Source organism: Streptomyces sp. PA03-6a (assembly GCF_033792765.1).
Classification (GTDB): Bacteria; Actinomycetota; Actinomycetes; order Streptomycetales; family Streptomycetaceae; genus Actinacidiphila.
The window spans coordinates 21,201-43,116 of sequence record NZ_JARAVK010000059.1 but is presented as its reverse complement, the minus strand read 5'-3'; the positions used below and the strand labels follow the sequence as shown (position 1 = coordinate 43,116).

The window sequence follows — 21,916 nt, the reverse complement described above, 5'->3', positions numbered from 1 at the left end:
TTAAAAGTTTTCTGGTGGCCTGGGAGTTTGTTTAAGAGACCGGACCTCAGCCCCGCGCGGTCACCCCGCGGACGCACCAGTTCCCGGCGGCCGCGGTCTGACCTGCCGGGGCCGCGTGCGGGGCGGCGGGACGCGGGTGTCAGCCCGCCACCGTCACCCCCGCCAGGAGGTCCGCCACGATCGCCGTGCCGTTCAGCGTGAGCACGGACTCGGGGTGGAACTGGACGCCCGCGAAGCCCGGGCCGCGCAGGGCGTGGACGTCGCCGGTGGCGGGGTCGCGGCTCAGTTCGATGCGGTGCATGGCGAGCTCCTCCGCCGTCGCGTCGTCGCAGCGGGCGGTGAAGGAGTTGTAGAACCCCACGGTCTCCGCCTTCCCGAACAGGTCGACGGATGTCTGCGCGCCCTGGAAGGGGACGTCCTTGCGGACGATGTCGAGGCCGAGTTCGGCGGCGATCAGTTCGTGGCCGAGGCAGACCCCGAGCAGGCCGTGCCGGTGGCCGCGGACGAGTCCGGAGGCGAGGCCGCGCAGGAGGGCCATCTTGGGGTCGCCGGTGTCGCAGGGGTCGCCGGGGCCCGGACCGAGGACGACCGGGCCCTGGTGCGCGAGGGCGGTCTCGCGCAGTCCCGGGGCGTCGAAGCGGCGCACGGTGACCTGCAGCCCGGACGACCTCAGCACGTGCGCGAGCATCGCGGTGAAGGTGTCCTCGCCGTCCACCACGAGGGCGTGCCCGGTCAGCGTGCCGGGCCGCTCCGCGGTGCGCATGCGCAGCCAGAACGGGGCCAGGTTCCGGCGGCGTCCGTCCAGCGCGGCCCGCACCCGGATGTCGTCGCCGAGCGGTGGCCGGTCCGCCGCCGGGCCCTGCGCCCGTCCGGGCCGGACCCCCAGCGCGGCCAGCACGGCCGCCGCCTTCGCGTGCGTCTCGGCGACCTCCGCGTACGGGTCGGAGCGCCGCACCAGGGTCGCGCCCACCGGGACCTTCAGGCAGCCCGCGGCGTCGACGTCCGCGGTGCGGATCAGGATGGGCGAGTCCAGGGTCTGTGCCCCGCCTGCGTCCCGCCCGATCAGGGCGAGGGCGCCGGCGTAGTAGCCGCGGCCGCCCGGCTCGTGGCGCTCGATCACCCGGCAGGCGTTCTGCACCGGCGAGCCGGTCACCGTCGCGGCGAACATGGTCTCGCGCAGCACGTCCCGCACGTCCATGCTGCTGCGGCCGCGCAACTCGTACTCGGTGTGTGCCAGGTGCGCCATCTCCTTCAGGCGCGGGCCGACGACGACGCCGCCGAGGTCGCCGACGGTGCACATCATCTTCAGTTCCTCGTCGACCACCATCGTCAGCTCCTCCACCTCCTTGGCGTCCCGCAGGAAGGCGAGCAGCCCCTCCGCGTCCGGCCCCTGCGCGGGGTAGCGGTAGGTGCCGCTGATGGGGTTCATGACGACCGTCCCGCCGGCCATCCGCACGTGCACCTCGGGGCTGGCGCCGACCAGGGTCCGCTCCGGGGTCCGCACGACGAACGTCCAGTAGGCGCCGCGCTCGCCGTCGAGCAGCCGGCGGAACAGCGCGAGCGCGTCGGCCGCCGCGAACCCCGGGATCTCGCCGCGGAAGGTGCGCCGGATGACGAAGTTCGCGCCCTCGCCGCGCCCGATCTCGTCCTCGATGACGCGCTCCACGATCCCGGCGTACGTGTCGTCGTCGACGTCGAAGGCCCCGCCTTCCACGCGCACCGCGTGCGCGGGCAGGGCCGCCATGAGCTCGGGCAGCGGCAGCTCGTACGTCTCACGGGGGCGCAGCACGACCAGCGGCGTCCCGTCGTCGCGCACGTCGAAGCCGCGCTCCCTGATCTGCCGGTACGGCACCAGCGCCAGTGCGTCCACCGTGGGTCGCTCCCCTTCGGGCGCCCCGGTCGGCAGCGCGATGCCGGCCAGCCGCTCCGCCGTCGTGACCGGGCCGAGCAGCACTTCGACGGTGTCCGTGTCCCGGCCGGGCGCTCTGCGCCTGAGCAGCGCGAAGGGCGGGCACGCGGGGTCCAGCAGCCGTTCGACGAGCGCGGCGGCGGGGGGTGCGGCGGCGGGATCGTGGTTCTCCACGGCGGTTCCTTCCGGTCTTCGGCGAGGGAAGGGACGGCCGCGCAAACACCGAAGGCCGCCCCTCGGGCGGCCTGAGCGTCTGCTTCTGCGTACGCGCTGCTAGTGGGCCGCCGGATCCGCGGTCCACCACCACTGCAGGTGCGTCTGCTGCGCGTACATGTTCCGCACCCTAACGCATCCGCCCACGACGCGGCGGCCCCGCTCACGCTTTCGGGGCATCGTGGGGACGTGGGGCCCCGGTACTCTCGGGGATGCGTCCAGAATCCCGTCCATGGGAGGAACCATGACCGCCGAACCGCTGCCGGCCTGGGCGATTCCGCCGCGTGGCGGCTTCACCTCGGACGACCTGGACCGCATTCCCGACCTCCCGCCGCACACGGAGTTGATCGACGGGAGCCTGGTGTTCGTGAGCCTGCAGAAGAGCTTTCATTCGGCGGCCATGTATCTGCTGGAGCAGGGCTTGCGAGCGGCGGCCCCGGAGAACCTGCGGGTGCGGCGGGAGATGAGCGTCGTGCTGAACCGGCGCAACCGGCCCGAGCCGGATCTGGTGCTGGTGCGTGCCGAGGCCGCGAGCGACGGCGCGGACGAGACGGGGTACCAGGCGGCCGACGCCGTGCTCGTCGTCGAGGTGGTCTCACCCGACTCCGAGGAGCGGGACCGCAAGCGCAAGCCGCAACTGTACGCCGAGGCGGGCATCCCGCACTTCTGGCGGGTCGAGAAGGGCGAGGGCCGGCTCCCCGTCGTCTACGTCTTCGAACGGGAGTCGGCCACCGGCACCTACGTCGCCACCGGCATCCACCACGAACGCCTCAAGGTGTCCGTGCCGTTCGCCGTGGACATCGACCTCGCGGAGATCGAGCGGCTGTAGCCGCCGCCCCTCACCTCACCAGCCGCCACAGGGACGCCCACTGCCTCGCCGTGAGGTCCTTGGGGAGGGCGTGCGGGGGGACGCGTTCGGCACGCAGCCAGTCGCGCAGCGCCGTGCGGTCGAAGTGGCCGGTGCGGGCGAGGACTTCGCGCAGGCCACGGCCCGGGCCGGTGAACACCCGCTGGACGAAGGCCTGGTAGGCGCGGCGGTCGCCGGTGACGAGCGGCTGCGGGCGCCGGGTCATGGTCAGCAGTCCGCCGTCGACGGAGGGTGCCGGGCGGAAGGCGCGGGCGGGGACGCGGGAGTGGAGGGTGAAGTCGTACCAGGGCCACCAGGAGGCGGTGAGCATGCTGGCGCCGCCGACGCCCGCGCGGCGGCGGGCGACCTCCCATTGGACGAGCAGCACCGCGCACTCCCACCGGTCGGCGGCCAGGACGCGCCGCATGATGGTGGTCGTCAGGTGGAAGGGCAGGTTGCCGACGATCACGTGCGGTTCGCGCGGGAAGCGGTAGCGCAGGACGTCGGTGGTGACGACGTGCGCGCCGCGCGGGAGCCGCCGCTGCAGGCGCTGTGCGCGCCCCGGGTCGATCTCCACGGCCGTCAGGGGGCGGCCGGTGCGGCTGAGGGGGAGGGTCAAGGCGCCGTCGCCGGGGCCGATCTCGACGATGGGTCCGCTGGTGGCGGCGACGAGGGCCTCGATGGAGGCGATGACGGTGCGGTCGGTGAGGAAGTTCTGGCCGAGCTCGTGCCGGCCGCCCACCATGGACCGGTGGTGAGGCATGGGTGTGCACTCCGCGACATAAGAGGTTCCGACGATGGACCCGATGCCGCGGCGAAGAGCGCCGCGGCTATGCCCGGCGCAGCCTGATGTAGTAGGTGCAACCCATGGGCCGCACGGTATCCCGGCCCCGTCCGGTTCCGCACGCGGTTTTCCGCGCTCTCCGTGTGGACGCTCGCGTATGGGACGGAGCGTCCGGGCCATGTTCCGTCTCACCAGGCGCGGCTTCACTGGTCGCATGACTTCCCGAGACGCCGTCCTCGTCGCGGCCACCGTCGCCGTCGGCCTCATGGCCGGGCTCTTCTTCGCGTTCTCCGTCGCCGTCATGCCGGGTCTGGCCAAGGCGGCCGACCGTACGCTCGTCGACGCGATGCAGCGCATCAACATCGCCATCCAGAACGGCTGGTTCCTGCTGGTCTTCGGCGGTTCGCTGCTGCTGTGCGCCGCCGCGGTGGCGCTCTGCCTGCGCGACGCAGGCCGCGGTCCGCTCCCGTGGGTGATCGCCGCGACCGTGCTCTACCTGGCGGTGCTCGTCGTCACCTTCGGCGTCAACATCCCGTTGAACGACCGGCTGGACGCGGCGGGCGACCCCGGGAGCCTCGCCGATCCCGCCGCCGTGCGCGAGCGGTTCGAGGCGGCCTGGGTCCGCTGGAACCTGGTGCGCACGCTCCTGTGCACGGCGGCGCTGGGCTGCCTGGGCCAGGCGCTCGTCCTCAGCGGCCGCGCCGCCGTGGAAGCGGCGCGTCGCACAGGGCGCATGTGAAGTCGTCGTCCTTGACGAGGTTGCGCTCGCCGCACCGCGGGCAATGCCGGAAGACGACCGCCTGCGTGAACCAGCCGGGGCGGGTGAGCCCCGCCCGGTCGAGGGCTTCCGCCAGCGCGGGCCAGGACGCCTCGGCGTCGGGGCAGTAGCCGGTCGACTGGTTGCCGACCTCGGTCACCTCCCACCCGCCGTCCTCCCGCGCGGCGAACGTGATCTCCCCGGCGGCCAGCACGGGCCCGCCCCCGGCGCACGCCACGTGCTCGCTGCGGCGCGGCGCCAGACGGAGCGTGCCGGTCGAGTCGACGACGTAGGTGAAGGGCTCCTCGCGGTCGGCGGCGGCGCCATCCAGCCACTGCCGGACGTCGTCCGCTGACCGCACCGCCCGGCCCGCCGCGTCGGGCCGCACCACGGCGGCCCGGATGTCGTCCGGTCCCACGTACCTGAACGCCTCCGACGGTGTCGGCATGACGGCGGCCCCTCCCGTCCGGGCTTCGGTGTGCGGGCCGAGCGTACGACCCCGGACGCGGGCCGTCTCACTGGGTGGACTCCGCGGTGGCGGCGTGGGCCGGACGCGCCGTCGCCGTACGCCGGGCGGCGCCGGCGCGCGGGGCCGGGGAGGGCCCGCCCTCCGGGCTCCGCAGGCCTGTGCCGGGCGGGTCGGACGGGGCTCCGCGGAGGTCACTCGGTCGTCTCATCCTCTGGTCCGATGCGCAAAGGAACGGACACGACCACGTAATGTGGGCTGCGTGACCGTGAACGCTGAAACCCACGCCGGGCGCCAGACCTGGCGCTCACTGCCCGCGGCGCAGCAGCCTGAGTACCCCGACCCCGAGGCTCTGCGCGAAGTGATCGCGGACCTCGAGTCGTATCCGCCGCTCGTCTTCGCAGGCGAGTGCGACCAGCTGCGCGACCGCCTGGGGGCCGTGGCCCGGGGTGAGGCGTTCCTGCTGCAGGGCGGCGATTGCGCGGAGGCCTTCGACCAGATCGGGGCCGACCAGATCCGCAACAAGCTGAAGACGCTGCTGCAGATGGGCGCCGTCCTCACCTACGCCGCGTCCGTGCCGGTCGTGAAGGTGGGCCGGATCGCCGGTCAGTACAGCAAGCCGCGTTCGAAGCCGACGGAGACCCGGGGCGGGGTGACCCTCCCGACCTACCGCGGTGACTCGGTCAACGGCTTCGAGTTCACCGAGGCGGCCCGCGTGCCGGACCCGGAGCGGCTCAAGCGCCTGTACAACGCGTCCGCCGCGACGCTGAACCTCGTCCGGGCCTTCACCACCGGCGGCTACGCCGACCTGCGTCAGGTGCACGCCTGGAACCAGGACTTCGTGAAGTCCTCGCCGTCCGGGCAGCGCTACGAGGCCCTGGCCCGGGAGATCGACGGCGCGCTGAACTTCATGCACGCCTGCGGCGCGGACCCCGAGGAGTTCAAGACCGTCGAGTTCTACGCCTCGCACGAGGCGCTCCTGCTCGACTACGAGTCGGCGCTGACCCGCGTGGACTCCCGCACCGGCCGGCTGTACGACGTGTCCGGCCACATGGTCTGGATCGGTGAGCGCACCCGTCAGCTCGACCACGCGCACATCGAGTTCGCCTCGAAGATCCGCAACCCGCTCGGCGTGAAGCTCGGCCCGACGACCACGCCCGAGGAGGCGCTGGCGCTGATCGACCGGCTGGACCCGGACCGCGAGCCCGGCCGGCTGACCTTCATCACGCGTATGGGCGCCGGCAAGGTGCGCGAGCTGCTGCCGAACCTGGTGGAGAAGGTCACGGCCTCGGGCGCGCAGGTCGCCTGGGTGTGCGACCCGATGCACGGCAACACCTTCGAGGCGGCCTCGGGTCACAAGACGCGCCGTTTCGACGACGTGCTCGACGAGGTCAAGGGCTTCTTCGAGGTGCACCACGGCCTCGGCACCCACCCGGGCGGCATCCACGTGGAGCTCACCGGCGACGACGTGACCGAGTGCGTGGGCGGCGGCGACGAGATCTTCGTCGACGACCTGCACCAGCGCTACGAGACGGCCTGCGACCCGCGGCTCAACCGCAGCCAGTCGCTCGACCTGGCGTTCCTGGTGGCGGAGATGTACCGCGGCCAGTAGCGGCGGCCGTCCCTGCGGACCCTGAGAGGGGCGCGGATCACATCGATCCGCGCCCCTCGTCGGTTTTCAGCCACTCGCCCGGCGGGTAAGGTTAGGTTAACCTCAGGCCGGGATCGAGAGAGAGGGGAACCGCGTGTACGTCTGCTCATGCTTCGGCATCACCGAAGAGCAGGTCAAGCAGCATGCGGACGCCGGCCGCTGCACCCCTCGCCAGATCGCCTCCGCCTGCAAGGCGGGCACGGACTGCGGTTCCTGCGTGCGCCGGATACAGGCGCTTCTCGGCCGCGGCGACGGCTGTGCCACCCGTACGAAGCTCGACACGGCGAAGTCCGGAGCGCCCGCGGAACCCCTCGGTGCCCCCGCGCCGGCCTCCCTGCCGGTCCCGCCCGCACTGCCGGTGCCGGTCGTGGTCCCGCTGCCCGCGGCGGCCAGCGCCGCCTGAACGGCTGCGGCCCGGCCGACGGCCGTCAGCTGTCGGGCTGCTCGATGAGCTGGGCGATGTACAGCGGCTCCCCGAGCTTCTCGATGAGTTCGAGCTGGGTGTCCAGGTAGTCGATGTGGTGCTCCTCGTCGGCGAGGATGTCCTCGAAGATGTTGGCCGACGTGATGTCGCCCTTCGCCCGCATGACCTCGATGCCGCGCTTGAGGCGGTCGATCGCCTCGACCTCGACCTGGCGGTCGGCCTGGAACATCTCGGTGACGGTCTGCCCCACCCGGACGTGGAAGAGCCGCTGGTAGTTCGGCAGTCCGTCGAGGAAGAGGATGCGGTCGGTCAGCACCTCGGCATGCTTCATCTCGTCGAAGGACTCGTGTCGCGTGTACTTGGCGAGCTTTGTCCAGCCCAGGTTCTCCTGCATCTTGGCGTGCAGGAAGTACTGGTTGATCGCCGTCAGCTCGCCCGTCAGCTGCTCGTTCAGGAACTCGATGACCTCGGGGTCGCCCTGCATGGCAAGCCCGTCCTTTCCGGAGGAATCCACACGATGGGCGCATCTTCGCACCGCCGGTGGAAGCGATCCAGTAAGTTCACACTTACTCCGGTGGCCCGGGTTGTCATACTTTGACCTGGTGCTGGTCGGTAGCACTGCATCCGGTCTGTCACCATGGACGCATGGGTCAGTCCGAACGCCGCGAAGGGGAGCTTCCTCCCGGACAGCGGCTCCAGCGGGGCTGGCCGGTCACCCACTACGGTCCGGTGCCCAGGTTCAAACCCGAGCGCTGGGAGTTCCAGGTCTTCGGCGCCACCGCGGACGGCGGCAAGCGTGCGTGGGGCCACGAGGAGTTCGCCGCGCTGCCGTACACGACGGTCACGGGCGACTTCCACTGCGTGACCAAGTTCAGCATGCTCGGCGTCGAGTGGGGCGGTGTCTCCACCGCCGAGATCCTGCGGCTGGCGCCGCCCGCGCCGGACGTCACGCACGTCATGGTGTGGGCCGAGTACGGCTTCAGCTCCAACCTGAGGCTGGCGGACTTCGCCGACCCCAAGTCGATATTCGCGACCCACCGCGGCGGCGAGCCGCTGACCGCGGAGCACGGCTTCCCGGCCCGGCTCGTCGTGCCCCACCTCTACGCCTGGAAGGGCCCCAAGTGGGTCAGGGGCGTGGAGTACATGACGTCCGACCGCCGGGGCTTCTGGGAGGAGCGCGGCTACCACAACCTCGGCGACCCCTGGAGCGAGCAGCGCTACTCGTACCAGGAGGAGCCCGGCGACGGGCCGGAGCTGTAGCCGCCGGGCCTCGGCAGTGGGTCAGTGGTACCGGTGGACGACCGCGTGTCCCTTGCCGCGGCCGATCATCCACTTGTTGACGGGTGCGGTCACCAGGAAGGCGACCACGAAGGCCAGCGCGAGGCTGATCCAGAACAGCGCGTCCGACAGCGTGGCGTCCATCGCGCCCGGGAACAGCAGGATCGTCCCGTTGTCCGCGAGTTCCATGAAGACGATCGAGACGGTGTCGGCGGCGAGCGCCACCCGTACGGCGCTGCGCAGGTCAAGGCCGGCCCGCAGGACGCCGCGCATGGTGAGCGAGTAGCCGAAGACGAAGGCCAGGACGATCGCCAGGGTCATCGTCGGGACGTTGTGCCAGCCGAGGGCCGTGCCGATCAGCATGCCGAGGACCTCGCCGATCGCACAGCCGGTGAGGCAGTGCAGCGTGGCCTGGACGGCGGTGCCCCAGGAGGCCGGGCCGGTGTGGTGGGCCGCCGTGTGGTGCTCGTGGTGGGACTGATGCCGGTGGGAGTGCTCGACGTGCTGCATCCTGTGCCCCCCAGGGATGAGTGCGGGTGTCTCGTCGTGCTCGACGCTCAACGCATTACCCCCTGGGGTATTCCCGCCGATCCGGTCAGACCGGGCGCAGCGACTTGAGCACGGCCACGTCCGTGGCCATCCCGGTGCCCTTGGGGCCGCCGTTCGGCGTCTCCACGACCAGCGGCACGCCCTGCGTGGCGGGGTGCCGGAACAGCTCCCCGAAGGCGGCGGCACCGATGTGACCGGCGCCGATGTTCTCGTGGCGGTCCTTGTGGGCGCCGGTGACGTCCTTGGAGTCGTTGGCGTGGACGAGCTTCAGTCGCCCCTCGCCGACCGTCGCCACCAGCTCGTCCAGGACGGCCTTGACCCCGCCGGCCGCCGCGAGGTCGTGCCCGGCCGCGAACACATGACAGGTGTCCAGGCAGACCCCCAGCCGCGGGTGGTGGTCCAGGGCGTCGAAGTACGGGCCCAGGTCCTCCACCAGCGAGCAGAGCGAGAAGCCCTGCCCCGCGGTCGGTTCCAGCAGCAGCCACGGGTCGTCGTCGTGCGTCAGTTCCTCCAGCAGCGGCAGCATCCGCTCACGTACCTGCGCCAGCGCGGTGGCCCGGGAACGGCCGCCGGTCGCCGACCCGGTGTGCACGACCGTGCCCAGGGCGCCGATCGCCCGCCCGCGGCGCAGCGAGTGGCGCAGCGAGTCCACCGAGTGGTCGACCGTCGCCTCGGTGTGCGAGCCGAAGTTGATCAGGTACGGCGCGTGGACGTACGCGGGGAGTCCCTGCGCGGCGCAGCGCTCGCGGAACTCCTCGTCCTGGCGCGGACTGCCGGGCGGGGTCGCCCACCCGCGGGGGTTGGCGACGAAGACCTGCACGGTCTCGGCGCCCATCCGCGCGGCCTCCGCCAGCCCGGTGGTGGCCAGCCCACCGGCCACGGCGACGTGGCCGCCGACAGGGTTGCGGAGCGCGGCGGCGGCGCCGCCATCGGACGTGACTATCGCACCCACAGTGTGATCGTGCTGCCCTTCGGTGCCTCGGTGCCGCCGGCGGGCGACTGGTTGTTGACCTGGCCGGTGAAGAAGAACTGGATGACGCGCACGTCGAAGCCCGCGGCCTCCAGCTTCGCCTTCGCCTCGTCGACGTCCAGGCCCTGCACGTCCGGTACCACGACCATCTCCTGGCCCTTGGAGACCTGCAGCGTGACCGTGTCACCGGCCGCCAGCCGTGTGTTGGCGCCGGGCGTCTGCCCGGCGACCGCGCCCTCGTCCGCCTGGTCGGAGTAGACCTGCCGCGGGTCCACCTTGACCCGCAGCCCGGCGTCCTCCAGCTGCCGGCGGGCGTCCTCCAGCGGCTGCCCGACCACGTCGGGGGCGTCGACGGGCGCGCCCTTGCTCACCACCAGCGACACGGCCGAGTCCGGCCGGCGGCTCGCGCCCGAGCCGGGGTCGGTGGAGATCACCCGGCCCCGCGGCACCTCGTCGCTGAACTCGCGGGAGACCGTCCCCGGGCTCAGTCCGGCGGCCTTCAGCCGCCGCTTCGCCTCCGCCAGCTCCTCGCCCACCACGCCCGGGACCTTCACCCGCTCCGGGCCCTTGGACACGGTGATCGTCACCGTGCCGTTGTCGCGGATGCGCTCGCCCGTGCCCGGGTCGGTGGAGGCCACCTTGCCCTTGGTCATGGTGGGGTCGAACGCCTCGACGACCTCGACCCGCAGCCCGGCGTCGCGCAGCTGGCGCTCCGCCTGCGCCTGCGGCAGCCCGACGACGGCGGGGGTCCGGGTGAACTGGCCGTCGTTGATGTACCAGATGCCCGCGCCGACGCCGAGGATCAGCAGCAGGGTCGTCACGACGGCGATGGCCCCGCGACGCCGCCGGGGCCGGGTCGACGTCCGGGACGCCGTCCGGGGCTGCTGCCGGGTCGGCTCGGGCGAGAACTCCAGGCGCGCGGTGCGGTGCACCACCGTCGTCGGTTCCTCGGCGCCGGCCGGTGCCGCGGGGGCGTGCGCGGGGGTCCGCGCGCCCGGTGGCACCAGGTCCAGCTGCTCGGGCGTCATGCCCTGGCGCACCGCGTGCAGCCGCCGCAGCAGCTCCGCGGCGTCGGCCGGACGCCGGGCGGCGGCACGCGCGGTCGCCTCGGCCACCAGCGCGTCCAGCTGCGGGGGCAGCCCGGGGGAGGCGGCGGACGGGGCGGGCACGTCCTCGTTCACCAGCTGGTAGACCACCTGCACGGGCGTCCCGCCGGTGTGCGGCTTGCGGCCGGTGAGCATCTCGTAGAGCAGCACCCCGCACGCGTACACATCGGTGCGCTCGTCGGTCGTGGGGCTCTCGACCTGCTCCGGCGCCATGTACGAGACCGTGCCGAGGACACCGCCGGCGGAGGTGTTGGTGTGCGTGCCCGCGATCCTGACCAGGCCGAAGTCCGCCACCTTGACGCGGCCGTCGTCGCCTATGAGGACGTTCTCCGGCTTCATGTCGCGGTGCACCAGCCCCGCGCGGTGCGCCGCGCCGAGCGCGGCCAGCACGGGCTCCAGGATGTCCAGCGCGGCGCGGGGCGGCAGGGCGCCGCGGTCGCGCAGCACGTCGCGGAGGGTGCAGCCCGCGATGTACTCCATGGCCAGGTAGACGTAGGTGCCGTCGGCGCCCTGGTCGTAGACCTGGACCACATTGGGGTGGTCGAGGCGCGCCACGGTCTTCGCCTCGCGGATGAAGCGCTCCACGAAGCCGGGCTCGGCGGAGAGGGCGGGGTGCATGACCTTCAGGGCCAGCACCCGGTCCAGGCGGGTGTCCAGCGCCCGGTACACCGTCGCCATGCCGCCGACCGCGATCCGGGACTCCACCCGGTAGCGGCCGTCGAGCGTCTGCCCGACGAGCGGGTCCTGAAGCGTCGTATCCACGAAGGTGCAGTTTACGGTGCCGACATGACCCTTCTGGGCTAACCCGCCCAAGTTGTACCTCACCCGTGCGGTACCGCGACCGCCCCGTGACCCGCGCTGCCACGTGCCACCGGGCGGGAGCGGCCCCGGTCCGGCGCGGGCCCCCGCAGGTCGCGGCAGGGTGCCCGGGCCACGGGTCAGCAGGCGCCGAAGGCGGGGCGTTCGGGGTCGAACGTGGCGAGTCCCACAGCCGGCGAGGACGCGTTCGCGTGGTGGCGGCGGGGGATGCGCCCCGCCCGGTACGCCAGGCGCCCGGCGTCGACGGCGTGCCGCATGGCCTCGGCCATGAGCACCGGTTCCCTCGCCCGGGTGACGGCGGAGGCCAGCATGACGGCCGCGCAGCCCAGCTCCATCGCCAGGGCCGCGTCCGAGGCCGTCCCGGCCCCCGCGTCCAGGATCACCGGCACCGTCGCCCGCTCGACGATCAGCTCGAAGTTGTGCGGGTTGCGGATGCCGAGCCCCGATCCGATGGGCGAGCCCAGCGGCATGATCGCCGCGCAGCCCGCGTCCTCCAGCTTCCGGGCGAGCACCGGGTCGTCGTTGGTGTACGGCAGCACCGTGAAGCCGTCGTCCACGAGGGTCTCCGCCGCGTCCAGCAGCTCCACCGGGTCCGGCAGCAGGGTGCGCTCGTCGGCGATGACCTCCAGCTTCACCCAGTCCGTGCCCAGCGCCTCGCGCGCCAGGCGGGCGGTGAGGACGGCCTCGCCCGCGGTGTAGCACCCGGCGGTGTTCGGCAGCACGCGGATGCCGTGCCGGGCGAGCACGGACAGCACGGAGCCCTTGACCGTGGGGTCCAGCCGCCGCATGGCGACCGTGGTCAGCTCGGTGCCGGAGGCCAGCAGCGCCTGCTCCATGACCTCCAGGCTGGGCGCCCCGCCCGTGCCCATGATCAGCCGGGATCCGAAGGCGGTGCCGCCGATGGTCAGCGGGTCGTCGGCCATGGGGTCAGCCTCCCTGGACTGCGGTGAGGACCTCGACGCGGTCGCCGTCGCGGAGCGGGGTCGCCGGCCACTGGGCGCGCGGGACGACCGTCTCGTTGAGCGCGGCCGCCACTCCGGACGGGGCGACCGTCAAGGTCGCGACGAGGCGGTCGAGGGTGACGCCCTCGGCGACCTCCCGCGCCTCGCCGTTGACGGAGACGGACAGAAGGAGGGGCCCGGTCATGCGTGCTGCTCCTGGAGGGCGAAACGGTCGGGGGAGAAGGGCCGGGCCTTGGCGGGGACCTCCGACCCGGTGAGCACCTCGGCCATCACGTCCCCGGTCAGCGGGGTCAGCAGCACGCCGTTGCGGTGGTGGCCGGTGGCCAGCACCAGTCCGTCCAGCGCGCCGCGGCCGAGCACCGGGGCGTTGTCGGGCGTGCCGGGGCGCAGGCCCGCCTGCGTCTCGGTCAGCGGGAGTTCGGTGATGCCGGGGAGCAATTCGTGGGCGTCGCGGAGCAGTTCGTACACCCCGCCGGCGGTGACGGTGGTGTCCCAGCCCATCTCCTCGCTGGTGGCGCCGACGACCAGCTCGCCGTTCTCGCGCGGGACCAGGTAGACGTGACCGCCGCGGACCACGGCCCGTACCGTCCGCGACAGGAACGGCGCGTACGCCGCCGGCACCCGCAGCCGCAGCACCTGCCCCTTCACCGGCCGTACGGGCGGCAGCGCCCGTGCGGGCAGCCCCTCGACCCGGCCGCTGAGGCTCCCGGCGGCCAGCACCACCTGCCCGGCGGCGATCCTGGTGCCGTCCTCCAGGACCACCCCGTGGGCGCGGTCGCCCGTCACGTCCACCCGCGCCACCCGCGACCGCCGGAACTCCACCCCGGACAGCTCGCAGGCGTGCACCAGCGCCGCGGCCAGCCGCCGGGGGTCGATCTGGTGGTCGCCGTCGACCCGCAGCCCGCCGTGCACGCCGGGGGCGAGCATCGGCTCCAGGCGGCGGCACTCACGGCCGCTGAGCCACTGCGACGCCAGGCCCAAGGACTCCTGGAAGGAGTGGAGTTCGCGCAGCTGCGCCCGGTCGTCGGCGTCGAGGGCGACGGCGAGGGTGCCGCACGTGCGGTAGCCGAGGTCGAGCCCCGTCGTCTCCTCCAGCTCGGCCACGAAGGACGGATAGCGGCGCGCCGCCGCGAGGTTGAGCTCCAGCAGCGGCTGCTCGCCGTACTGCACCTCCGTGACCGGCGCCAGCATCCCCGCGGCCACCCGGGCCGCCCCGCCGCCCGGTTCGGGGTCCGCGACCGCCGTGCGCAGGCCGCGCCCGCGGGCCCGCCACGCGGTGACCAGTCCGATGATCCCGCCGCCGACCACGACGACGTCATGACGGTGCATGATGTTCCCGCTCCTCCCTTCGCCGGCATGACCCGGATCAGGTTCGTACGGTCGGCGGCCGCTCCAGCCGCCCTCTCAGCCCGGTGCGCCGGGCTCCCGCGAGTGCTCCTGATCCACCTTAGTACGCGCCATCCGAGGCGAGTAGGGCACCGGTACCGGCGGGCGGCGCCCCCGCGGCGTTACGGTGATCGCGTGACCAGCAGCGAGCAGCGCGTCGTCGTCGTCGGGGCCGGGATGGCCGGAGTGCAGACCGCCGTGTCCCTGCGCGAGCAGGGCTGGGGCGGGACGATCACGCTGATCGGCGCGGAGCCGCACGCCCCCTACGACCGGCCGCCGCTGTCCAAGGGCGTGCTCTTCGGCGCCGAGGAGGGCCCGGCGCTGGACGTCGACTTCGCGGGGATCGACGTCGAACTGCTGCTCGGGCGGCACGCGAGCGCCCTGCGCCCCGGGGAGCGGCAGGTCCACACCGACGCCGGCCCGGTCGGCTACGACAAGCTCGTCCTGGCCAGCGGCGCCGAGCCGGTCATGCTGCCGGGCAGCGAGGGCACGCCGGGCGTGCACGTGCTGCGCACCCTGGACGACGCCACCGCGCTGCGCCCGGTGCTGGAGAACCGGCACCGGGTCGTGGTGGTCGGCGCGGGCTGGATCGGCGCCGAGTTCGCCACCGCGGCACGTCACGCCGGGTGCGAGGTGACCGTCGTCGAAGCCGCCGACCACCCGCTCGCCGGGGTGCTGCCCGAGCACATCGCCGAACGGATGCGCGGCTGGTACGCGGAGGAGGGCGTGGAGCTGCGCACCGGCGCGGTCGTCTCCTCCGTCGAGCCGGGCGCGGTGCGCCTGGCCGACGGCAGCGTGCTCGCCGCCGAGGCGGTCGTCATCGGGATCGGCGCCCGGCCCGCCACCGGGTGGCTGGCCGGCTCCGGCGTCGAGCTGGGGCCGGACCGCTCGGTCCTGGCCGACGACCGGCTGCGCACCTCGGTGCCGGACGTGTACGCGGTGGGGGACTGCGCCTCCTTCCCGTCGGCGCGGTACGGGGAGCGGCTGCTGATCCACCACTGGGACAACGCGGTGCAGGGGCCGCGCACGGCCGCCGCGAACATCCTGGGCGGCGACGAGCCCTACGACCCCGTCCCCTACTTCTGGTCGGAGCAGTTCGGGCGTTTCGTGCAGTACGCCGGGTACCACGTGGACTCCGACCGCATGCTGCTGCGCGGGGACCCGGACGGGCCCGCCTGGTCGGTGCTGTGGCTGCGCGACGGCCAGCTGGTCGCGCTGTTCGCCGTGGGCCGGCCGCGCGACCTGGCGCAGGCCCGCAAGCTCATCGCCCGCGGCGTCCACCTCGACGACACCCTGGCCGCCGACCCTGCGGTGCAGCTCCGGGCGGCGGTCGTCTGACGCCCGTGGTGGTCTCGGAGGCGTAGCGGACCCGTCAGGACGGAGCAACGGGTGCCCTGAGCGGTTCCATGGTGTCGGTCCGGGATGGCACGCTTGTCCTGTGACCGAGATCGACGCAAAGATTGACTCCCTCGTCCCCTCCTGGCTGTACGTCCCCGATGTCGCCGAGCGCCTCGGCGTGGAGGTGACCCGGGTCCGCCAGCTCATCAAGGAGGGCCAGCTCATCGCCGTGCGCCGCGGTGAGAACCGGGTGCTGATGATCCCCGCCGACTTCATCGGCGAGGAGAAGATCGTGAAGGGCCTCGCGGGTACCCTCACCCTGCTCAAGGACGACGGTTTCAGCGACGAAGAGACCCTGGAGTGGCTGTTCACCCCGGACGAGAGCCTGCCCGGCACCCCCGTCCAGGCGCTGCGCGACAACCGCGGCACCGAGGTGAAGCGCCGCGCCCAGGCACTCGCCGTCTGACCGAACGACCCGCCACCGCCGCAGCCACCCGAGGGGACCCGCCCGTATGAGCACGCGTACGAGCACGAGCACCAGCACGGGCGTCCGCGCCCAGCTCGCCGACGCCCGGCTCTACCTGTGCACCGACGCGCGCAAGTGCCACGGCGGCCTGGAGGAGTTCGCGGCGTTCGCGGACGCCGTGCTGGCCTCCGGGGTCGACGTCATCCAGCTGCGCGACAAGAGCCTGGAGGCCCGCGAGGAGCTGGAGTACCTCGCGGTCCTCTCGGAGGAGTGCGGACGGCACGGCAGGCTGCTCGCGGTGAACGACCGTGCCGACGTGGCGCACGCCGCCGGGGCGGACGTCCTGCATCTGGGCCAGGGCGACCTGCCCGTGCAGGCCGCCCGCGCGCTCCTCGGCGACGAGGTGGTCATCGGGCGGTCCTGCCACTCCGAGACCGAGGCGGCCGCGGCCGCCGTGGAGCCCGGTGCGGACTACTTCTGCACCGGGCCGGTGTGGCCCACCCCGACCAAGCCCGGCCGGCCCGCGCCGGGCCTCGGCCTGGTCCGGTACGCGGCGGGCCTGGGCACGGACCGGCCGTGGTTCGCGATCGGCGGGATCGACCTGTCCAACGTGGAGCAGGTGCTCGACGCCGGGGCCCGCCGGATCGTGGTCGTACGGGCCGTCACCGAGGCGGCCGACCCGGGGGCCGCGGCGGCCGAGCTGGCCAAGCGGGTGCGCTCCTACGAGGGCTGAGCGAGGGCCCGTGCCGGGAGTACGGGATGTCCAAGGGATGGACATTTGGGCGTCGTCTGTTGGGACGGCCCAGTCCTCGCCGATAGCCTGAGGCCCATGGCCCTCGGAACCGCCTCCACCAGGACCGATCACGCGGTCACCATCCGTGAGCTGCTGGCCTCCGGCGAGCGCTCGTACTCCTTCGAGTTCATGGCGCCGAGGACCGAGAAGGGCGAGCGGACCCTGTGGAACGCGATCCGCCGCATCGAGGCCGTGGGCCCCACCTTCGTCTCCGTCACCTACGGCGCGGGCGGCAAGTCACGCGAAGGCACGGTCCGGGCGACCGAGCGGATCGCCTCCGACACCACCCTGACCCCGGTGGCCCACCTGACCGCGGTCGACCACTCCGTCGCCGAGCTGCGCAACATCATCGGCCAGTACGCCGACGCGGGCATCCGCAACATGCTCGCGCTGCGCGGCGACCCGCCCGGCGACCCCATGGGGGAGTGGCTGCGGCACCCGGAGGGCGTCGACCACGCCTACGAACTGGTCCGGCTCATCAAGGAGTCGGGCGACTTCTGCGTGGGTGTCGCCGCCTTCACCGAGATGCACCCCCGCTCGACCGACTGGGAAAGTGATACGCGTCACTTCGTCGAGAAGTGCCGGGCGGGCGCGGACTACGCCATCACCCAGATGTTCTTCAACGCCGAGGACTACCTGCGCCTGCGTGACCGCGTCGGGAAGGCGGGCTGCGAGACCCCGATCATCCCCGAGATCATGCCGGTCACGAACGTGAAGCAGATCGAGCGCTTCGCCCAGCTCGGCAACGCGCCTTTCCCGCAGGAGCTCGCGGACCGTATCCTCGCGGTCAAGGACGATCCGGCCGCGGTGCGGGCGATCGGGGTCGAGTACGCGACCGAGATGTGCCGGCGGCTGATGGCCGAGGACATCCCGGGACTGCACTTCATTACCCTTAATCACTCCACGGCGTCGTTGGAAATCTACGAGAATCTGGGACTGCACCAGAGGTCGTGAGGGCGGACCCGCCGCCCCAGTGGGCCGACGACGGTGAACGGTGAGGAAGTGCGCTCATGGCCTACACAGTGCTCTACATCGCCTTCGGGGTGGTCGCGCTGTGGCTGCTCGGTGAAGTGCTCCTGCAGTACAAGGCGCGGCTGAGGTGGCGGCTGCTGGCCTTCGCGGGGTTCCTTGGTGTCGTCCTGGGCGTCTACCTGCCCTCGGTCCTCGTCATCGTGGCCGGTGCCGTCGCCTTCGGCGCGGGCCAGACCTTCGTCACGCTCTCCTACCGCCGCGGCTTCGTCGAGGGTTGGGCACTGCGCTCCCCCAAGGAGGGCGCCGACGACGAGGACGACGAGGAGGCGCCGCCGCTGCCACGCCGTGCCGCCGGCCGCCGCGGCCGGGGCGCGCAGCGCGACGAACTGCCGGACGACGGTCTGGCGACGCCGTACGAGGAGCCCGGGGGCGACTCCCAGGCCGGTGCGGGCGTCGGGCAGTCCTACGACAGCTACGCCGCTGCCGGCCCGGCCGCGGCGGCACCCGCCGGGATGGACTCCACGCAGGTCTACCAGCCCATGCCCATGCACGAGGACAGCGGCGAGTACCCGATGTACAACGGGCAGCCGAACTACGCCCAGGACCCGTACGCGGGCGCCGGTTACCAGGACTACGCCGCCACCACCGGCTACGGCGACTGGAACAGCGGCCAGCAGCAACAGCAGCCCGCGGCCGCCTCGTACGACGCCTACGGACAGCAGCAGCAGACCGGCGGCTGGGAGCAGCAGCAGACGGCGGCCTACGGCACCTACGCGGGCGGCTACCAGGACCCGTACCAGGGGCAGGGCCAGGGGCAGGGCCAGGGCCAGGGCACCCAGCAGCAGTACGGCTACGACACCCCGGCGGGCGGCGTGTGGGTGCCGCAGCAGGGCGGGGAGCAGCAGCCCTACGTCCCGCAGCAGCAGAACACCTACGACCAGCAGGGCCAGCAGCAGGGGCAGCAGCAGGGCCAGTACGACCCGTACGACCCCTACCGCTACAACTAGCGCCCACGGGCGGCGGCCCCGTCAGCCGGAGCCGACCCGCTCCAGCCCGAAGTCCAGCAGCCCGGCGTCGCCGAGGACCTCCACGTCCACCGGCGGCGACGGGCTGTCGGCGGTGTCCGGGCGGCGCGGGACGCGTGCCTCAGCGGCTGCCGCCGGGACCGCCCGCTATGAGGTCGGCGGCGATGGCACCGGACATGCCGGTGTGGGCGAGGCCGCCACCGGGGTGGGACCAGCCGCCCACCAGGTACAGACCGGGGACGAGCAGCCGGTTGCCGGGGTGCAGATGTGCCCCGTCCGCGCCGGCCAGGGCGGGGCGGGGGAGCCGGCCGCCCGGGGTGCCCGTCTCCTCCTCGGTGTCCGCGGGCGTGTGCACGGCCCGCCACAGCAGGCGGTCCGTCAGATCGGGCAGGACCGCGGCCGCGGCCTCCTGCGCCGCGTCCGCGACGCGCTCGGCCGTACCCGGCGCCCGCCAGTCCACCCCCGAGAGGCCGTGGGGCGGGACCGTGACGCTCAACGTGACCGACTCCGAGGCGTCGTCGGGCCGCAAGGTGTCGTCGTCGGGGCGCAGCACGGTGACCGTCGGGCGGTCGTACAGCTCGCCCCGCGCCAGCGCGGCCGCCTCGGTCTCCAGGTCCGCGGTGTGGACGACCGTGCGGTGCACGGCGTCCGAGGGTCGGGCCCCGCGGAGCGCCAGGCAGACCGTGAGGCGCCCGGGGCCCTCGCAGCGGGGGCCGGGACCGATGCCGTCCCACACCTGGTCGGCGCCCCGGACGCCCCCGGCGCCGTGCGCCAGCAGCGGGGGCAGCAGCCACGGGGCGACACCGGCGACGACCGTGTCGGCCTCCACCCTTGTGCCGTCGGCGAGTTCGAGCCCGGCCGCGCGGCCGTCCTTCTCCACGATCCCCGCGACCGCGGTCCCGAAGTGGAACTCCACCCTCCGCGCCACGCACCGGGCGTGCACGGCGTCGGCCAGCGCCCGCATGCCGCCGCGTACGTACCAACTGCCGAAGGTCTGCTCCAGGTACGGCAGCACGGTGGCGCTGCCGGGCGCGGTGCGCGGGTCGAAGCCGTACGCCAGGGCGTAGGAGCCGAGCAGCGCGGCGAGCCGCGGATCGTCCAGTTCGCGCCGGGCGACGTCGGCCAGGGTGGGCGCGCCGCGCCGGAACAGCCCCCGCCGCACGGGAGGCGCCGGATACGGATCGCGGCCGAGCGCGGCCGGGTCGCCGGCGAGCGCGTCCTCCAGCAGGGGGCGGCGCGTGGCGTCCCACACCTCCCGGGCCCGCACCAGCAGCTCGCTCCAGCGCTCGCCCGCGCCGGTGCCGAGCGCCGCGTCCAGGGCCGCGACGACCCCGCCGCGGGACGCGTTGGGCAGCGACACGGACGTGCCGTCGGAGAAGAGGTGGCGGCTCGCCGGGTCGACCTGGCGCAGCGCGACGCTGTCCTCCAGGCTCTCCCTGCCGGTCTTGACGAACAGGTCGCGGTAGACGGCGGGCAGGTGCAGCAGGCCCGGGCCGGTGTCGAACCCGAAGCCCGCGCGCTCCAGCCGCCGCACACCGCCCCCGTGGGTGCCGGCCCGCTCGTACACCGCCACCCGGTGCCCGCCGGTGGCGAGCCGGGCGGCGGCAGCCATGGCGCCCATCCCCGCGCCGATCACCGCAATCCGTGCCATGAACGGGACTCTAACCCCAGCCACCGACAACGCCGCGACCGGCCTTGCGGCGTTCCCTGCGGGCCTTCCAGCGCTGCCAGGCACGGCGGATCCGCGACAGTATGAAGATCACCGTGATGACGCCCAGCACGAGCAGCACGGCCGCGATGCTCGCCGCGGCCACCGGGTGGAAGAGCGCGAAGACGATGATCGCGGCGACGCCGACGTCCTCCGCGAGGCTGATCACGATGTTGCTCACGGGCTCCGGCGAGGTGTTGACGCCCATGCGGAGCCCGGCCTTCACCAGATGGCTCACCAGCGCCGTCGTGCCACCGACCGCGCCCGCGGCGAGCTGCGGCAGCGAGCCGTCCTGCCCGGCCAGCAGGGCCGCCACCACGCCGCCGGCGACCGGCCGGATCGCGGTGTGCACGGCGTCCCACGTGGTGTCGACGTAGGGGATCTTGTCCGCGACCGCCTCGCAGAGGAACAGGATCCCCGCGGCGATCAGCACGTCGGTGCGCTCCAGGGCGGGCGGCACCTGGTCGCTGACGCCCGTGGCGCCCATCAGGCCCAGCAGGAAGACCACGGCGTAGGCGTTGATCCCGCTCGCCCAGCCGCTGGTGAACACGAGCGGAAGTACCGACATGGGCCGTGATGCTACCGAAGCCCTGGAAGACCACCGCGGCCTTTGAGCGATACGACCCGGTCATGAGTACCTGTACTCAGACCCCCACTTGAGTACCCGCACGGATGAGCGCGGGGCGGCCCGGACGCCAAGGTGGAGGCAACGGAAGGGCACGGCACCGGCACCGCCGACACGGGGCGGCGGAACGGCGCCACGCCCGGCCGGAGCGGGGGTGCACGGGGGAGCGCCGCCCCGGAACGGCCCGACGGGGGATCGGGCCGCGCCGGGGCGGCGCGCCGTCGTACGGCGCTCAGGCGCGGGCGTGCCCCGCGACCCGTCCCTGCAGGAGCCGCGACAGGGCCGCGTGCACGTCGTCGATCGACCGCTCGGGCTGGAAGGACAGCCAGTCCAGCGCCGCGACGAGCACCATCCCGAAGAGGGCGGCCGCCGTGAGGGGCACGTCGATCTCGTCGCTGAGCTCGCCCGCTGTCACCGCGTCGTGCAGCGTCTGCTCCACGACCGCGACCGCCTCCTTGCGCAGCACCATGAGAGTGTCCTGCCAGGCGCGGTTGGTCCGCCACAGTTCGGCCACGTACAGCTGCGTGAAGGACGGGTACTCGGCGATGAAGGCGAGACCGGCCCGGATCATCGCGTCGATCGCGTCCACGTGGCTGCCGCCGCGGGCGGTGACGCCCGCCCCCGCCTCCCGCAGGGAGGCCGTCAGCAGGCCGACGCCGTGCCGCAGCAGCTCCTCGAAGAGCTCGTTCTTGCTGGCGAAGTTGTAGTAGACGGTGCCCTTGGCCACCCCGGCGCGCTCGGCGATCTCGTCGACCGTGGTGGCGGAGAAGCCCTGCTCGGCGATGAGCGTGACCGCGGCCTGGAAGAGCTTCTGCCGGGTGGCCTGCCGTCGTGCACTGTTCATGACGACGATTGTCTACGGTCCGGG

Annotated in this window: 23 protein-coding genes and 1 riboswitch; of the genes, 10 read left to right on the top strand and 13 right to left on the bottom strand. The window is 73.2% G+C overall.

The features are described 5' to 3' along the window. Window positions 1-139 precede the first annotated feature (139 nt). Window positions 140-2,083 (bottom strand): anthranilate synthase family protein, encoded by a 1,944-nt coding sequence (locus tag PV350_RS16680; RefSeq protein WP_500334553.1) that lies wholly within the window; start codon window positions 2,081-2,083, stop codon window positions 140-142. Window positions 2,084-2,366: 283 nt separating this feature from the next. Here PV350_RS16680 and PV350_RS16675 point away from each other — a divergent pair, with 283 nt between their 5' ends. Then, window positions 2,367-2,951 (top strand): Uma2 family endonuclease, encoded by a 585-nt coding sequence (locus PV350_RS16675; protein WP_499516808.1) that lies wholly within the window; start codon window positions 2,367-2,369, stop codon window positions 2,949-2,951. A gap of 10 nt (window positions 2,952-2,961) precedes the next feature. Here PV350_RS16675 and erm read toward each other — a convergent pair whose 3' ends face one another. After that, window positions 2,962-3,714 carry a 23S ribosomal RNA methyltransferase Erm gene (gene erm / locus PV350_RS16670; protein WP_499516807.1) on the bottom strand — a complete coding sequence of 251 codons (753 nt, stop codon included), beginning with the start codon at window positions 3,712-3,714 and terminating at the stop codon, window positions 2,962-2,964. A gap of 253 nt (window positions 3,715-3,967) precedes the next feature. Here erm and PV350_RS16665 point away from each other — a divergent pair, with 253 nt between their 5' ends. Next, window positions 3,968-4,492 carry an anthrone oxygenase family protein gene (locus PV350_RS16665; RefSeq protein ID WP_499511394.1) on the top strand — a complete coding sequence of 175 codons (525 nt, stop codon included), beginning with the start codon at window positions 3,968-3,970 and terminating at the stop codon, window positions 4,490-4,492. On the opposite strand, the gene PV350_RS16660 is transcribed toward PV350_RS16665, so the two are convergent. Continuing rightward, window positions 4,443-4,958, bottom strand: coding sequence for a hypothetical protein (locus PV350_RS16660; RefSeq protein ID WP_499511393.1), 516 nt, complete (start codon window positions 4,956-4,958; stop codon window positions 4,443-4,445). The two genes, PV350_RS16665 and PV350_RS16660, sit on opposite strands and share 50 nt — an antisense overlap. A gap of 280 nt (window positions 4,959-5,238) precedes the next feature. Here PV350_RS16660 and PV350_RS16655 point away from each other — a divergent pair, with 280 nt between their 5' ends. Together PV350_RS16655 and PV350_RS16650 are read left to right on the top strand one after the other, a co-directional pair. After that, on the top strand, window positions 5,239-6,588 hold the full coding sequence (locus tag PV350_RS16655) for a class II 3-deoxy-7-phosphoheptulonate synthase (protein ID WP_499511392.1): 1,350 nt from the start codon (window positions 5,239-5,241) through the stop codon (window positions 6,586-6,588). A gap of 133 nt (window positions 6,589-6,721) precedes the next feature. After that, window positions 6,722-7,030, top strand: a complete 309-nt coding sequence (locus tag PV350_RS16650) for a (2Fe-2S)-binding protein (protein WP_500334551.1) — start codon at window positions 6,722-6,724, stop codon at window positions 7,028-7,030. 25 nt (window positions 7,031-7,055) lie between these two features. On the opposite strand, the gene bfr is transcribed toward PV350_RS16650, so the two are convergent. Beyond that, the gene (gene bfr / locus PV350_RS16645; protein WP_499511390.1) at window positions 7,056-7,535 is read right to left on the bottom strand and encodes a bacterioferritin; all 480 of its coding nucleotides are present in this window, start codon (window positions 7,533-7,535) and stop codon (window positions 7,056-7,058) included. 161 nt (window positions 7,536-7,696) lie between these two features. Here bfr and PV350_RS16640 point away from each other — a divergent pair, with 161 nt between their 5' ends. Next, window positions 7,697-8,311 carry a sulfite oxidase-like oxidoreductase gene (locus tag PV350_RS16640; RefSeq protein WP_499511389.1) on the top strand — a complete coding sequence of 205 codons (615 nt, stop codon included), beginning with the start codon at window positions 7,697-7,699 and terminating at the stop codon, window positions 8,309-8,311. Between the two features lie 21 nt (window positions 8,312-8,332). Here PV350_RS16640 and PV350_RS16635 read toward each other — a convergent pair whose 3' ends face one another. The 6 genes from PV350_RS16635 to thiO form a co-directional block, all read right to left on the bottom strand. Then, window positions 8,333-8,839 carry a DUF4396 domain-containing protein gene (locus tag PV350_RS16635; protein ID WP_499511388.1) on the bottom strand — a complete coding sequence of 169 codons (507 nt, stop codon included), beginning with the start codon at window positions 8,837-8,839 and terminating at the stop codon, window positions 8,333-8,335. Window positions 8,840-8,924: 85 nt separating this feature from the next. Next, on the bottom strand, window positions 8,925-9,830 hold the full coding sequence (locus PV350_RS16630) for a deoxyribonuclease IV (protein WP_500334548.1): 906 nt from the start codon (window positions 9,828-9,830) through the stop codon (window positions 8,925-8,927). Continuing rightward, the gene (gene pknB / locus PV350_RS16625) at window positions 9,818-11,716 is read right to left on the bottom strand and encodes a Stk1 family PASTA domain-containing Ser/Thr kinase (protein ID WP_500334546.1); all 1,899 of its coding nucleotides are present in this window, start codon (window positions 11,714-11,716) and stop codon (window positions 9,818-9,820) included. The genes PV350_RS16630 and pknB overlap by 13 nt, the downstream gene beginning before the upstream one ends. Before the next feature lie 176 nt (window positions 11,717-11,892). Then, window positions 11,893-12,696: a thiazole synthase gene (locus tag PV350_RS16620; RefSeq protein WP_499511385.1), complete on the bottom strand. Its 804-nt coding sequence runs from the start codon at window positions 12,694-12,696 to the stop codon at window positions 11,893-11,895. 4 nt (window positions 12,697-12,700) lie between these two features. Next, window positions 12,701-12,919 carry a sulfur carrier protein ThiS gene (gene thiS / locus PV350_RS16615; protein WP_499511384.1) on the bottom strand — a complete coding sequence of 73 codons (219 nt, stop codon included), beginning with the start codon at window positions 12,917-12,919 and terminating at the stop codon, window positions 12,701-12,703. After that, window positions 12,916-14,064, bottom strand: coding sequence for a glycine oxidase ThiO (gene thiO / locus PV350_RS16610; RefSeq protein WP_500334544.1), 1,149 nt, complete (start codon window positions 14,062-14,064; stop codon window positions 12,916-12,918). Before thiO ends, thiS begins: the two co-directional genes overlap by 4 nt. Further along, a riboswitch (TPP riboswitch) is annotated at window positions 14,061-14,174 on the bottom strand. Its footprint overlaps the gene before it by 4 nt. Window positions 14,175-14,256: 82 nt before the next feature. Here thiO and PV350_RS16605 point away from each other — a divergent pair. The 5 genes from PV350_RS16605 to PV350_RS16585 all read left to right on the top strand — a co-directional run bounded on the left by PV350_RS16605 (window position 14,257) and on the right by PV350_RS16585 (window position 18,697). Beyond that, window positions 14,257-15,459, top strand: coding sequence for an NAD(P)/FAD-dependent oxidoreductase (locus PV350_RS16605; RefSeq protein WP_500334542.1), 1,203 nt, complete (start codon window positions 14,257-14,259; stop codon window positions 15,457-15,459). Window positions 15,460-15,559: 100 nt separating this feature from the next. Continuing rightward, window positions 15,560-15,925, top strand: coding sequence for an Rv2175c family DNA-binding protein (locus PV350_RS16600; protein WP_499511381.1), 366 nt, complete (start codon window positions 15,560-15,562; stop codon window positions 15,923-15,925). Window positions 15,926-15,971: 46 nt separating this feature from the next. After that, entirely contained in the window at window positions 15,972-16,658 is a 687-nt protein-coding gene (gene thiE / locus PV350_RS16595) for a thiamine phosphate synthase (RefSeq protein WP_500334540.1), read from the top strand. Window positions 16,659-16,754: 96 nt separating this feature from the next. Next, entirely contained in the window at window positions 16,755-17,672 is a 918-nt protein-coding gene (gene metF, locus PV350_RS16590) for a methylenetetrahydrofolate reductase [NAD(P)H] (RefSeq protein ID WP_499511379.1), read from the top strand. A 56-nt stretch (window positions 17,673-17,728) separates the two neighbouring features. Then, window positions 17,729-18,697, top strand: coding sequence for a hypothetical protein (locus PV350_RS16585; protein WP_500334538.1), 969 nt, complete (start codon window positions 17,729-17,731; stop codon window positions 18,695-18,697). 139 nt (window positions 18,698-18,836) lie between these two features. Here PV350_RS16585 and PV350_RS16580 read toward each other — a convergent pair whose 3' ends face one another. The 3 genes from PV350_RS16580 to PV350_RS16570 form a co-directional block, all read right to left on the bottom strand. After that, window positions 18,837-20,366 (bottom strand): phytoene desaturase family protein, encoded by a 1,530-nt coding sequence (locus PV350_RS16580; protein WP_500334536.1) that lies wholly within the window; start codon window positions 20,364-20,366, stop codon window positions 18,837-18,839. Window positions 20,367-20,376: 10 nt separating this feature from the next. Beyond that, window positions 20,377-20,991 carry a DUF4126 domain-containing protein gene (locus tag PV350_RS16575; protein ID WP_499511376.1) on the bottom strand — a complete coding sequence of 205 codons (615 nt, stop codon included), beginning with the start codon at window positions 20,989-20,991 and terminating at the stop codon, window positions 20,377-20,379. 289 nt (window positions 20,992-21,280) lie between these two features. Further along, window positions 21,281-21,892, bottom strand: coding sequence for a TetR/AcrR family transcriptional regulator (locus PV350_RS16570; RefSeq protein WP_499511375.1), 612 nt, complete (start codon window positions 21,890-21,892; stop codon window positions 21,281-21,283). Window positions 21,893-21,916 lie beyond the last annotated feature (24 nt).

What these genes read in the sequence shown, in the direction of transcription:
- PV350_RS16675 (WP_499516808.1), top strand. Translation starts at nt 2,367, where the DNA reads ATGACCGCCGAACCGCTGCCGGCCTGGGCGATTCCGCCGCGTGGCGGC.
- erm (WP_499516807.1), bottom strand. Translation starts at nt 3,714, where the DNA reads ATGGTGGGCGGCCGGCACGAGCTCGGCCAGAACTTCCTCACCGACCGC.
- PV350_RS16665 (WP_499511394.1), top strand. Translation starts at nt 3,968, where the DNA reads ATGACTTCCCGAGACGCCGTCCTCGTCGCGGCCACCGTCGCCGTCGGC.
- PV350_RS16660 (WP_499511393.1), bottom strand. Translation starts at nt 4,958, where the DNA reads ATGCCGACACCGTCGGAGGCGTTCAGGTACGTGGGACCGGACGACATC.
- bfr (WP_499511390.1), bottom strand. Translation starts at nt 7,535, where the DNA reads ATGCAGGGCGACCCCGAGGTCATCGAGTTCCTGAACGAGCAGCTGACG.
- PV350_RS16640 (WP_499511389.1), top strand. Translation starts at nt 7,697, where the DNA reads ATGGGTCAGTCCGAACGCCGCGAAGGGGAGCTTCCTCCCGGACAGCGG.
- PV350_RS16635 (WP_499511388.1), bottom strand. Translation starts at nt 8,839, where the DNA reads ATGCAGCACGTCGAGCACTCCCACCGGCATCAGTCCCACCACGAGCAC.
- PV350_RS16620 (WP_499511385.1), bottom strand. Translation starts at nt 12,696, where the DNA reads ATGGCCGACGACCCGCTGACCATCGGCGGCACCGCCTTCGGATCCCGG.
- thiS (WP_499511384.1), bottom strand. Translation starts at nt 12,919, where the DNA reads ATGACCGGGCCCCTCCTTCTGTCCGTCTCCGTCAACGGCGAGGCGCGG.
- thiO (WP_500334544.1), bottom strand. Translation starts at nt 14,064, where the DNA reads ATGCACCGTCATGACGTCGTCGTGGTCGGCGGCGGGATCATCGGACTG.
- thiE (WP_500334540.1), top strand. Translation starts at nt 15,972, where the DNA reads ATGAGCACGCGTACGAGCACGAGCACCAGCACGGGCGTCCGCGCCCAG.
- metF (WP_499511379.1), top strand. Translation starts at nt 16,755, where the DNA reads ATGGCCCTCGGAACCGCCTCCACCAGGACCGATCACGCGGTCACCATC.
- PV350_RS16585 (WP_500334538.1), top strand. Translation starts at nt 17,729, where the DNA reads ATGGCCTACACAGTGCTCTACATCGCCTTCGGGGTGGTCGCGCTGTGG.
- PV350_RS16580 (WP_500334536.1), bottom strand. Translation starts at nt 20,366, where the DNA reads ATGGCACGGATTGCGGTGATCGGCGCGGGGATGGGCGCCATGGCTGCC.
- PV350_RS16575 (WP_499511376.1), bottom strand. Translation starts at nt 20,991, where the DNA reads ATGTCGGTACTTCCGCTCGTGTTCACCAGCGGCTGGGCGAGCGGGATC.
- PV350_RS16570 (WP_499511375.1), bottom strand. Translation starts at nt 21,892, where the DNA reads ATGAACAGTGCACGACGGCAGGCCACCCGGCAGAAGCTCTTCCAGGCC.